At 73.1% G+C, this 11,414-nt stretch carries 8 protein-coding genes; 4 read left to right on the top strand and 4 right to left on the bottom strand.

The annotated features are described in order from the left end of the window. Nucleotides 1-14 precede the first annotated feature (14 nt). From AB0B83_RS12815 to AB0B83_RS12805, 3 genes are all read right to left on the bottom strand, one after another. Nucleotides 15-1,571 (bottom strand): aspartate aminotransferase family protein, encoded by a 1,557-nt coding sequence (locus AB0B83_RS12815; RefSeq protein ID WP_357578297.1) that lies wholly within the window; start codon nt 1,569-1,571, stop codon nt 15-17. A 141-nt stretch (nt 1,572-1,712) separates the two neighbouring features. Next, a complete protein-coding gene (locus AB0B83_RS12810) occupies nt 1,713-2,954 on the bottom strand; it encodes an MFS transporter (RefSeq protein ID WP_357578296.1) in 1,242 nt (413 codons plus the stop codon). Further along, nucleotides 2,951-3,661, bottom strand: a complete 711-nt coding sequence (locus tag AB0B83_RS12805) for a siderophore-interacting protein (protein WP_357578295.1) — start codon at nt 3,659-3,661, stop codon at nt 2,951-2,953. The genes AB0B83_RS12810 and AB0B83_RS12805 overlap by 4 nt, the downstream gene beginning before the upstream one ends. A 98-nt stretch (nt 3,662-3,759) precedes the next feature. Here AB0B83_RS12805 and AB0B83_RS12800 point away from each other — a divergent pair, with 98 nt between their 5' ends. Together AB0B83_RS12800 and AB0B83_RS12795 are read left to right on the top strand one after the other, a co-directional pair. Then, on the top strand, nt 3,760-5,829 hold the full coding sequence (locus AB0B83_RS12800) for a penicillin acylase family protein (protein ID WP_357578317.1): 2,070 nt from the start codon (nt 3,760-3,762) through the stop codon (nt 5,827-5,829). Next, nucleotides 5,826-6,386 (top strand): GNAT family N-acetyltransferase, encoded by a 561-nt coding sequence (locus AB0B83_RS12795; RefSeq protein WP_357578294.1) that lies wholly within the window; start codon nt 5,826-5,828, stop codon nt 6,384-6,386. Before AB0B83_RS12800 ends, AB0B83_RS12795 begins: the two co-directional genes overlap by 4 nt. Before the next feature lie 776 nt (nt 6,387-7,162). Here the strand turns inward: AB0B83_RS12795 and AB0B83_RS12790 are convergent. Beyond that, the gene (locus AB0B83_RS12790; protein WP_357578293.1) at nt 7,163-8,398 is read right to left on the bottom strand and encodes a S8 family peptidase; all 1,236 of its coding nucleotides are present in this window, start codon (nt 8,396-8,398) and stop codon (nt 7,163-7,165) included. Nucleotides 8,399-8,667: 269 nt separating this feature from the next. On the opposite strand from AB0B83_RS12790, the gene AB0B83_RS12785 reads away from it, so the two are divergent. Next, nucleotides 8,668-9,762, top strand: coding sequence for a cellulose binding domain-containing protein (locus tag AB0B83_RS12785; RefSeq protein WP_357578292.1), 1,095 nt, complete (start codon nt 8,668-8,670; stop codon nt 9,760-9,762). 407 nt (nt 9,763-10,169) lie between these two features. Further along, entirely contained in the window at nt 10,170-11,036 is an 867-nt protein-coding gene (locus AB0B83_RS12780; RefSeq protein ID WP_132234047.1) for a hypothetical protein, read from the top strand. The last annotated feature ends 378 nt before the right edge of the window (nt 11,037-11,414 follow it).

Genomic DNA, 11,414 nt, shown 5'->3' with positions numbered 1-11,414 from the left:
GGGGGGGCGGATCGTCAGCCGACGGGGCAGGACAGCTCGGCGGCGGCCCTGGTCTGGGCGTACCAGCCGGCGTGTTCGGCGAGGAGGTCGAGGACGTGGGCGATGTCGTCCATCGTGGTCTCGGGGTTGAGCAGGGTGAGCTTGAGGTAGTGCGCGCCGTCGACCTTGGTCCCGGCGACGAGCCCGGCGCCGGAGGCGGCCAGCGCCTCGCGGGCGTACAGGTTGGCGTCGTCGACGACCTCCCGGCCGGCGGCGGCCGGCAGGTAGCGGAAGACCACGGTGCTCAGCTGCGAGCGGGTCACCACCTCGAAGCGGGGGTCCCCGCTGAGCAGCTGCCACGCGGCGGCGGCCCGGTCGACCACCTCGTCGAAGAGCTCGCCGATCGCGTCCGGCCCCATGATCCGCAGGGTCAGCCAGAGCTTCAGGGCGTCGAAGCGGCGGGTGGTCTGGATGCTCTTGTCGACCTGGTTGGGGATGCGCTGCTCGACCATCCGCGCCGGGTTGAGGTAGTCGGCGTGCCAGGTGGCGTGCCGCAGCACACGCCGGTCGCGCACCAGCAGCGCGCTGGAGCTGACCGGCTGGAAGAACGACTTGTGGTAGTCGACGGTGACCGAGTCGGCCCGCTCGATGCCGTCGAGCAGGTGCCGCCGGGTCGGCGACACCAGCAGCCCGCAGCCGTACGCGGCGTCGACGTGCAGCCAGACGCCGGCGGCGGCGCAGATGTCGGCGATCTGCGGCAGCGGGTCGATGGTGCCGAAGTCGGTGGTGCCGGCGGTGGCGACGACGGCCATCACCGTCAGCCCCTCCTCCCGGCACCGGGCGATCTCCCGGGCCAGGTCGGCGGTGCGCATCCGCCGGTCGGCGTCGGTGGGGACGGTGACCACCGCGTCGGCGCCGAGGCCGAGCAGCTTGGCCGCCTTCTGCACGCTGAAGTGGCCGGCCGCCGAGGTGATGATGCGCAGTCGGGACAGCAGCTCCGGACGGGACTGCCGCTCGGTCGTCCGGCCGACGAGGTTCGCGCAGGTCTCCTCGCGGGCCAGCAGCATCGCCTGGAGGTTGGACTGGGTGCCGCCGCTGGTGAAGATGCCGTCGGCCGCCGGCCCCAGGCCGATCCGGTCGGCCGTCCAGTCGATGAGCCGGCGCTCGATCAGGGTGCCGCCGGCGCTCTGGTCCCAGGTGTCCAGCGAGGAGTTGACGGCGGTGAGCACCGCCTCGCCGAGCAGCGCGGGGATGACCACCGGGCAGTTGAGGTGCGCGAGGTAGCGGGGGTGGTGGAAGTAGACGGCGTCGCGCAGGTAGACGTCGTGCAGCTCGTCGAGCGCGGCGCCGCTGTCGCCCAGCGGCCGGTCCAGGTCGATGCCGGCGACCCGCGGCACCAGCTCGTCCGGTGTCACGCCGGTGAACGGCCGGTCCACCTCGGCCATCCGGGTCGCGACCCGGCCGATCCCCTCGGCCAGCACGCGCCGGTAGTCCTCCACCGTGCCGGCGGTGAAGAGGTGGGCGCGGGCGCCGTGGGAGGCGGGGGTCACCCCGGTCGTAGGCACCTGGACGGTGGGTCCGGGCAGGCTCATGCGGGTCCTCAACGGTCGGGAATGGACGGTACGGCGAGATGGCGGGACGTCACCATCCGCCCGCAGTCGGTGATCGAGCGAGCTTAGGTTACCCTAACCTAAGGATGTGTCAACATCGTCGCCTACATTGAGCGACATCACTCAGCCGGGCACCTTCGACAACTCGCGCTCCCCCGGCGCCGCAACGGATCGGGGCGGGAACCGCCGCTGGTGCCCGAGGCCCAGCGCGACGCCGAGCGCCACCAGGACGACGGAGGCCACCGCCACCGCGGGATAGCCGAACACCTCGGCCGCGGCCAGCGCGACGGAGGCCGCCACGAACGAGCAGACCAGCCCGAACGACGACAGCACCGTGAAGTCCGTACCGCCGGTGCCGGGCCGGGAGTAGTCCATGTTGACCGTGTAGAGCACGACGTTGGCGATCGTGTAGGCGGCCATGAAGCAGCAGAGCGCGGCGACCGTCCCGGCGAGCGGGGCCCGGCCGTTCAGCAACGGCAGCAGCATCGCCGTGGACAGCGCGAGCGCCACTCCCCCGGCGACGAGCACGCGAGCCCGCCCGAACCGGCCGATCGCGGCCCCGGAGACCAGACCGGCCACGATGGCCGGCAGGCTGGTCACCACGCCGGTCACCACGCCGATGCGCGCCAGGGACCAGTCCGCGTCCACCAGGGCCGGCGTCACCAGGGCGTACGTCGCGCCCGCGCCGATGTAGACCAGCGGCACCACGCCGAAAGTCCACCGGCGGCAGCCGGGCTGACCCAGCACCGACAGCAGCGCCCGGTACGCCGCACCGGCGCTGGCGACGCGGTCGGTGCGGTCCGGCTCGCGGAACCGCCACACCACCAGCAGGCCGACGGCGGTCAGGGCGGCGAGCAGCAGGATCGCGGGCGCCCAGCCGAACCGGTCGTAGACGACCACGCAGGCGCCGCCGCCGAGCAGGTTGCCGACGTAGCTCGCGGCGACCTGGATGCCGTTGCCGGTGCCCCGCGAGCGCTCGGAGAGCAGCCGGACGGCGACGGCGTCGACGGCGATGTCCTGCGTCGCGGAGAGGAACACGTACGCGACGCAGATCGCGACGACCGGGCCGAGCTGCGCGGCCGGGCGGTCGAACGGCAGCAGCGCCAGCAGGGCCAGCACCAGGCCGCCCTGGAGCACCAGCAGCCAGGACCGGTAGTGCCCACGGTGGCGGGAGCCGTACCGGTCGAGGACGGGCGCCCAGAGGAACTTGATCGGCCAGACCAGGCCGACGAACTGCAACAGCGCCAGCGTGTCGAGGGAGGTGCCGCCGTCGCGCAGGATGGCGGTCAGCCCGACGGTGATGAAGCCGATGCCGAGGTACTGCGTGACGTAGAGGGCGGTCAGCGTGCCGAGCCGACCTCTCACCTGGCGCTCCAGTAGGCCAGCGAGGTGAGCTGGTGCTTGCCGACGCCCAGGTTCCGGCGCACGTGCTTGGTGATGCCGCGCGTGCTGGCCGCCTCGCAGGCCACCCAGTAGTGGGCGTCCTCGGCGGCGGGCAGGGCCGCGCAGACCGTCTCGACCAGGTGCTGGCCCTCGTCGCGGCGCGGCACCCAGGTGACCTGGTGCCTGGCGTGCGCGCGCGGCCCCAGCTCCTTCTCGCCCTCGTGGGCGTACTCCAGCCAGACCGTCGCCGGGGTGTCGGGGGCCGCGGCGAGCAGGCTGTTCACCGCCGGGAGCGAGGCGGCGTCGCCCACCAGGTAAAGGTGCTGCGGGGCGGGGTCCGGCAGGTTGAAGGCGGTGCCCTGCACGGTGGCCTCGATGGTGTCGCCGACCTGGGCGGCGGCGGCCCACCGGGCGGCGCAGCCGTCGTGGATGGCGAACTCCAGGTCGAAGCGGCCGGTCTCCGGGTCGGGGTCGACGAGGGTGTACGCGCGCTGGTGCGGCTTGCCGTCGTTGTCGAACCACAGCCGCACCCACATGGTGGGGTGCACGCCGCACGCCTCCAGCAGCCCGCCGCCGTCCATGCGCAGTCGACGGTAGCGCTCGCCGACGGCCTCGGTGCCGAGCACGGTCAGCCGGAATTCGCGACCGCCCATCGCCTTGAGCACCAGGGCTTCCCAGTTTCGCTTCACGCACCCCTCCAGGTAAGGTCTGCCTCAGTTAGGGGAGGGTAGCCTAAGTTGACATTCCTGTGGCAGGCGGGACGACCGCCCATCCGCCCGGCGCGACGATGACCGGCGTCCATCGCGACCGGTGGGGTGTGCCGCACCTGAGCGCCGACAGCGTCGACGGCCTCGCCCGGTTGCAGGGGCGGGTCGCCGCCGTCGACCGGGCCTGGCAGATCGAAGTGGAACGGTGGCGCTCCGAGGGCCGGCTCGCCGAGCACGTCGGCCCCGCCGAGCTGGGCTGGGACCGCTTCGCCCGCCGGGCCCGCCTCGACGACACCGCCCGACGCTGCTTCGAGGGGCTCGCCCCCGCCACCCGGCGGTGGGTCGGCGCCTACGTCGACGGGGTCAACGAGGGACTCGCCGAGGGCGCCGCCGCGGCACCCGAGTTCGCGACGGTCGGCTGCGCCCCGGGCCGGTGGCGGCCGTGGTCGCCGCTGGGGGTCTTCCTCGTCCAGCACGTGCTCTTCTCCACCTTCCCCAACAAGCTGTGGCACGCCCACGTCGCCGCCACCCTCGGCCCGTCCGCGACCGACCTGTTCGCCGTCGAGGGCCCCGACGGGTCGGGCAGCAACGCCTGGGCCGTGCCAGGCGACGCCGGCACCGGACGGGCGCCCGTCATCGCCGGCGACCCGCACCGCATCCTCGAACTGCCCGGCATCTACCACCAGGTGCGCCTCGCCTGCCCCGAGTTCGACGTGTTCGGCTTCGCGTTCCCCGGCGTGCCCGGCCTCCCCCACTTCGGGCACGCCGGCGAGGTCGCCTGGGCCGTCACCAACGCGATGGCCGACTACCAGGACCTCTACCGCGAACAGCTGCGCCGCGACGGCGACCGGGTGCTGGTCCGCGAGGCGGACGGCTGGGCGCCGGCGCACCGGCACGTCGAGCGGATCGAGGTCCGCGGCGGCGAAGCGGAGTCCGTCGAGGTGATCGAGACGCCGCGCGGGCCGGTCGTCGACCACGACCGGAGCACCGGCGAGGCGATCAGCCTGCGTACCCCCAGCCGGGTCGAGCAGCGCCTGGGCTTCGACGCGCTGCTGCCACTGCTGCGCGCCCGCAGCGCCGACGACGTCGCCGACGCGCTGCGCGACTGGGTCGAGCCGGTCAACAGCGTCCTGGTCGCCGACCGGCGCGGAACGGTCCACCAGCTGGTCGCCGGCCTCGTCCCGCTGCGCGACGACCGGTGCCGCCGGGAGCCGGTGCCCGGCGACGATCCCCGGTACCGGTGGCACGGCGGCTACGCCGAGCCGCGCCGCACCGCCGTCGACGGGTTCGCGGTCTGCGCCAACGACCGCCGCCCCGACGTGGCGGACCTCGGCACCGGCTTCGCCCCGCCGCACCGGGCCCGCCGCATCCGCGCCCTGCTCGCCGACGGCGCCCCGGCGGAGGCCGTACACATGGACACCCGGTTGGCGGCCGGGGCGCTGCGCGGCCTGCTCGACCGGGTCGACCCCGGCGGGCTCAGCGGGCCGGCCCGGCGGCTGCGGGACCGGCTGACCACGTGGGACGGGGACATGCGGGCCGACAGCGCCGACGCCGGCGCCTGGGCCGCCTGGCGCGCGGCCCTGGCCCGCCGGCTGTACGACCACCCGTGCCTGCGCCCGCTGCGCGACGCCCCGAGCGCGTTCGACGGCCTGTTCGCGCCGTGGACCGACCCGCTGTCCCGCATCGGCCACGCCCTCGACGGGGTGGCCACCGGGCTGCACCGCCTCGGCGGCGAGATCGGTCCCGTGGCGGCCGGGGCGCTCGAGGACGTCGCGGCGGGCGACCCGCCGGAGCCGTGGGGCCAGCGGCACGTGCTGCACCCCGTCCACCTCGGCGTCGCGGCGGCCACCGACGAGGCGGTACGGGGCATGCGGGAGCGGGTCGCGCTGGCCGGCGACGCCGACTGCGTGCTGGCCACGTCGAGCGTGCCCGGCGTGTCCGACGCGTGCTGGCGGGGCCCGGTGGCCCGCTACGTGTGGGACCTGACCGACCGCGCCGAGAGCCGCTGGATCGTCCCCTTCGGCGCGTCCGGGCGCCCCGGCGACCCGCACTTCGACGACCAACTGCCACTGTGGGCCGGCGGCGAGCTGGTTCCGGTGGTCACCGACTGGCGAGAACTCACCCCAGAACCAGGAGACGCGACACCGTGACATATCAGGAGAACATCCCCGGCTTCGGCGAGCTGTCGCTCGTCGCGCTGGACCCGGAGGCCCACGCGGAGCTGGTGCACGGCTGGGTGACCGAGCCCTGGGCGGCGTTCTGGGGCATGGGTTCGCACTCGGTCGACGAGGTGCGGGAGATCTACGAGTTCGTCGACGGCCTCGACACCCACCACGCGTACCTGATCATGCTCGACGACGCGCCGATCGGCCTGTTCCAGACCTACCAGCCGGAGGCGGACCCGGTCGGCGAGCGCTACACCGTGCGGCCCGGCGACGTCGGCATGCACCTGCTGCTCGCTCCCGGGAGGCGCCCGCCGAAGGGCCTCACCACCGCCATCGGCCCCGCTCTCGCCCGCTACCTGTTCGCCGACCCCACCCGGCTCCGGATCGTCGTCGAGCCCGACGTCCGCAACGAGCGCGCGCTCGACCGGCTGCGGCGGGAGGGCTTCACCTTCGCCGACGAGATCGACATGCCCGACAAGCGGGCCCAACTGGCGTTCCTGACCCGGGAGCGGTTCGAGGCGGCCCACGCCATACCCGCCTGAGAGCGTGCGGCGCGACCGGTCGACTGCGAGCGGTCACGCGGCGGCTGGTCCGGTGACGGGTGGCTCCGCGCTGCTGCGCTGTCGTGGTCGCCGAGCCGGTCCGTGGCGGAAGGGTCGCGCGACGCTGTCGAGCTGAGTCGTCTGTGACATCGGGCGGCTTCTGGGCATCGAGGCGGCGGGCGGCGGGCGGCGGTGAATCGTCTACGACATCAGCTCGACAGGGTCCCACCGGCGGATTCCTCGCCGGCCGGCGCCTCGTTCCCCAGGAGCACGGCGAGGCCCCGCCGGGTGCGGCGGGACCTCGCGCGGGAACGGGATCAGGCGGTGGGGAAGTTGTCCGGCGTACGGATGCGGTCCCGGATCAGGGCACCCGACTCGGTCAGCACGCCCGGGCCGGTGTACGTGCTCCCGGCACAGGTGCCCGGTCGCAGGGCGGCGCTGCCCTCGGCCTTGTCCGCTGGCCGTTGATCGCGACCGGCGCCTGACCGTCCGGTGGCGGGGTCGTCGGTGGCGGGGTCGTGGGCGGCGGGGTCGTGGGCGGCGGGGTGGTGGGGGCCGGCGGGGTGGTCGGCGTGGTCGCGCCAGTGCAGGCGGTGCCGTTGAGGGTGAACGTCGTCGGCGACAGATCCCCGCCCACGGGCCGGGGAGCGCTCCCACTGACGGCAGCTTAGGCGCGCCCCGGACTCCCCGCAACATGGACACCCGTCGACCCCTTCCCGCACGCGCGCCGGCCCCGGGGCGCGGACGCCCCGGGGCCGGTGTGCCGACGGTGTCGGTCAGAAGGTGGGAGCCAGGTAGAGCAGGCGGTTCGGGGAACCGGTGCCCGGGTTGGTGATCACGTTCGTGGTGGCCTGGCTGACGATGTACGAGTGGACCTGGGCGGGCGTCCAGCTCGGGTAGACGCTGAGCACCCGGGCCGCCGCGCCCGCCACGTGCGGCGACGCCATCGAGGTGCCGCTGATGGTGTTGGTGGCGGTGTTGCTGTTGTACCAGGCCGACAGGACGCCCACGCCCGGGGCGAACAGGTCGGTGCAGGTGCCCCAGTTGGAGAACGAGGCGCGCGCGTCGTTGCTCTGCGAGGCGTTGACGGTCAGCGCCGTCGGGACGGAGGCCGGCGAGAAGTTGCAGGCGTTGGCGTTCGAGTTGCCGGAGGCCACCGCGTAGGTGATGCCGTCGGCGATCGAGTTCGCCACCGCGGTGTTCAGGGAGGCGTTGTAGGAGCCGCCGAGGCTCATGTTCGCCACCGCCGGCTGACCCGCCTGGTGGTTCGAGGTCACCCAGTTGATACCGGCGATGACCTGCGCCCAGGTGCCGCTGCCCTGGCAGTTCAGCACCCGGACGCCGACGAGCCGGACGTCCTTCGCGACGCCGTAGGTGTTGCCGCCGACGGTGCCCGCGACGTGCGTGCCGTGACCGTTGCAGTCGGCGGCCGGCAGCGCGTTGTCGATCGCGTCGTAGCCGTCGATGGCCTGACCGGCGAAGTCGTTGTGGGTGGTCCGGATGCCGGTGTCGATGATGTACGCCGTCACGCCGGTGCCGCTGCTGTTCCAGGTGTAGGTGCGGCTCAGCGGGAGGGGCCGCTGGTCGATTCGGTCCAGGCCCCACGGCGGGTTGTTCTGCGTGGCCGCCAGCGACACGGTGTGGTTCTGCTCGACGTAGGCGACGTCGGGATGCGCGGCGAGGCGCTTGGCGGCCCGCTCGGAGAGCTTCGCCTCGAAGCCGTTGAGCGCGTCACCGTAGACGTGCCCGACGCTGCCGCCGAAGCGGGCGGCGAGGGAGCCCGCCGTGCTCTTCACCTCACCCTGCCGGGTGCCGGCGCGACCGCCGACGCTGGTGTCCTTGAGTACCACGATGTAGCTGTCGGCCACGGCGGTCGCGCCACCGGCGCTGAGGATCTCGCCGGTGGCCGAGGCCGCCGCCGGCGCGCCGATCATGGTGGTGACCATGGCGGCGCTGGCGAACACGCTGGCCGCAGCGGCGAGGGTCCGCCGATGAGTGCGAGGGAGTGACATCTCCCGGTCCTCCTACTGTGGTGGCCCCCGGGTGGCTCGTGGCACACCCGACAGGCGGTCTGGACGATGAGCAAACCTTAGCCGCCACATTCATGATCGTGAATTTTGTTGATGTTCACGATATGAGAAAGATGTTGAAGAGAATTGGTCGTGAATGCCTTGCGTGAAACGGGATTCCATTGAGATACGTCGACTTTGCTGGTTGACTGTCGGGGGAGCACCGGGCCGTCACACACCGCACCTCGACCTGTGACAGGAGTTCCTCCACCATGCTCCGAAGGCCCCTGCTCCACGCCCTGCTCGCCGCGCTGGCGGCGGTCCCCCTCACCCTCGCCGCCGGGCTCACCGCCCCCTCCCCCGCGCTGCCGGCGGCCGCCGCGCCCGTACGGGTGATGCCGCTGGGCGACTCGATCACCGGGTCCCCCGGCTGCTGGCGCTCCGTGCTCTGGAACCGCCTCCAGGCCACCGGCCACACCGACGTCGACTTCGTCGGGACGCTCGGCCCGCAGGGCTGCGGCCAGCCCCACGACGGCGACAACGAGGGGCACGGCGGCTACCTGGTGACCAACGTGGCCAACCAGAACCTGCTGCCGGGCTGGCTCGCCGCCACCCGGCCCGACATCGTCCTGATGCACTTCGGCACCAACGACGTGTGGAGCAACATCCCGCCCGCCACGATCCTCGCCGCGTACGGCAGGCTGGTGGACCAGATGCGGGCCAGCAACCCGGCGATGCGGGTCCTCGTCGCGAAGATCATCCCCATGGCGCCGCCCACGTGCCCGGAGTGCGGCCAGCGGGTGACGGCCCTCAACGGCGCGATCGACGGCTGGGCGGCGGCGACCGGGACCCCCGCCTCGCCGGTGGTGGTGGTCGACCAGTGGACCGGGTTCAGCACGGCCACCGACACCTACGACGGCGTACACCCGAACGCGGCAGGCGACCAGAAGATGGCCGACCGCTGGTACCGGGCGCTGGCCGCCGCGCTGGGCGGCGTCACTCCCACACCCACCGCCAGCCCGACGCATACCGTCAGCCCGACGCCGACGCCCACCGGCCCGGCCGGCGGCTGCGCCGCGAGCTATCGCGTGGTGGGCCAGTGGCAGGGCGGCTTCCAGGGCGAGGTGACGGTACGCAACTCCGGCGCCGCGCCGATCTCCGGATGGACCGTCCGCTTCGCGTTCACCGACGGCCAGCGGATCAGCCAGTCCTGGAACGCCCGGCTGACGCAGGACGGGGCCGAGGTGACCGCCCGCCACGTCGACTGGAACGGCGCCCTCGCCCCCGGCGCGCAGGCCACCTTCGGCTTCCTCGGCAGCACCACCGGGGGCGCCGCCACGACGACGGTGACCTGCGCGCCCGCCTGACAACCGCCACATCAACCCGCCGCGCCGGCGCGGTCGGCCCGGACGCCTGAACAGGCTTCCGGGCCGGCAGCCGCGGCTTTCCTAGCCGAATGTCGGCTAGATCTCGGTGCACAAATGAGTGATCCTGATCACAGCACCGCCTCGGGCCCGCCCACCGGCCCGCGCCCGGGGCCGCACAACGGAATTCCCTTCCGGCGGCCCGGATTGACGCCGCCCGCAACCCCCGGACGTTCGGGCATCTCGCCACGTACTGAGCCGTAACTCGCACGCAGCGTCACGCGTGACGCCGTCGGTACCGAACTGTGCCTCGATCGAATTCAGCCGCCCATCGTCACGGTTTGCGGCGCTCACTACCCTGATCCCTGATCCCGTGCCTGGGCACACGTCGACAGCGATAAGGGCTTCACATGAGCGACAGTTACCCTCCGTACGGAGGGCAGCAGCCGGACCCGAACGTCACCCCCTGGAGCGGGCCGCCGGCGCCGCAGCAGGGCGGGTACCCGGGTTACGGGCAGCCAGCGCAGGCGCCGCAGTTCGGCGCTCCCTTCCCGCCGCCGAAGAAGTCGAACAAGGGCCTGGTCATCGGACTGGTCGCCGGCGCGGTGGTCCTCGTGCTCGCCATCTGCGGCGCCGGCATCGGCCTCGTCCTCGTCAACGGTGACGACGACGAGCCCACGATCGTCGCGACCGGCGGTCCCAGCCCCGACGCCGGCACCAGCAGCACGCCGGGCACGGACGCCTCCCCCACCCCCGGGCAGCAGGAGACGCAGGAGCCGAGCAACAACGCGGTCACCGCCCGCTACTCCAGCGACCTGTCCAACGTCTGCGACGGCGGCCAGATCCTGAACGCGGCCACCTACAACGGCCCGTCCGGCGCCAAGGCGTACACGTTCTCGAACAACCCCGACCGGCCGAACTTCTGGTCGTCGAAGTCGGTCGCCTCGAACAAGCCGTACTACGCCAAGAGCGCCGACTTCCAGACGGTGTCCGTGGTCGGCTGCCTCAAGTTCGTCGAGGGCAGCGAGGGCGCGCCGAAGAAGTGCCAGTACAAGGACAGCGCCGGCAAGCAGGTCACCATCGACTACATCTCGTCGCGCTACACCCTGACCTTCTACGCCGCGAAGACCGGCGAGAAGATCGGCGACGGCGGCACCATCAGCGCCCCGGCGGCGCGCTGCCCGAGCTTCATCTCGTACAACAAGACCACCATGAAGTCGCACGCGGCGCCGGACTCCGGCAGCATCGAGGCCGCCCTGGACAAGTTCCTGTCCTGAGCGGCACGGTCGACGGTGGGGAGGGACGGATCACCGTCCCTCCCCACCGTCGTCTCTCCGCAGGGCCACCCGTGCGGGCGGCGGCCGCGACCTGGACCATCACGCCGATCGACCGTGGTGGAGAAGCCCAGGCGGGGTAGGTCGCGGCGGCCTCCCGCAGCGCCTGCGGCTCGACGTCCACCTGCGATCCGGCCGCGCCCGGTCCGCCGGGCGCCGGGCGCCGGCGGGATCGGGCCGATGGCACCGGCCCTCTGGGTGCCCGACGACGGCGGGGCCGCCACCATTCGAGTGCGAACCTGCTCGCCGTGTTCGGCGGGCTCATGCTCGCCCGTGCGCAGTTCGCCAAGACGGTCCGGCCCCACTTCGGTTACGGCTGGA

Source organism: Micromonospora sp. NPDC049060, from assembly GCF_040649055.1.
Lineage (GTDB): Bacteria > Actinomycetota > Actinomycetes > Mycobacteriales > Micromonosporaceae > Micromonospora > Micromonospora reichwaldensis.
This window is presented reverse-complemented; position numbering and strand designations above follow the sequence as displayed.

What these genes read in the sequence shown, in the direction of transcription:
- AB0B83_RS12780 (WP_132234047.1), top strand. Translation starts at nt 10,170, where the DNA reads ATGAGCGACAGTTACCCTCCGTACGGAGGGCAGCAGCCGGACCCGAAC.
- AB0B83_RS12790 (WP_357578293.1), bottom strand. Translation starts at nt 8,398, where the DNA reads ATGTCACTCCCTCGCACTCATCGGCGGACCCTCGCCGCTGCGGCCAGC.
- AB0B83_RS12785 (WP_357578292.1), top strand. Translation starts at nt 8,668, where the DNA reads ATGCTCCGAAGGCCCCTGCTCCACGCCCTGCTCGCCGCGCTGGCGGCG.
- AB0B83_RS12800 (WP_357578317.1), top strand. Translation starts at nt 3,760, where the DNA reads ATGACCGGCGTCCATCGCGACCGGTGGGGTGTGCCGCACCTGAGCGCC.
- AB0B83_RS12815 (WP_357578297.1), bottom strand. Translation starts at nt 1,571, where the DNA reads ATGAGCCTGCCCGGACCCACCGTCCAGGTGCCTACGACCGGGGTGACC.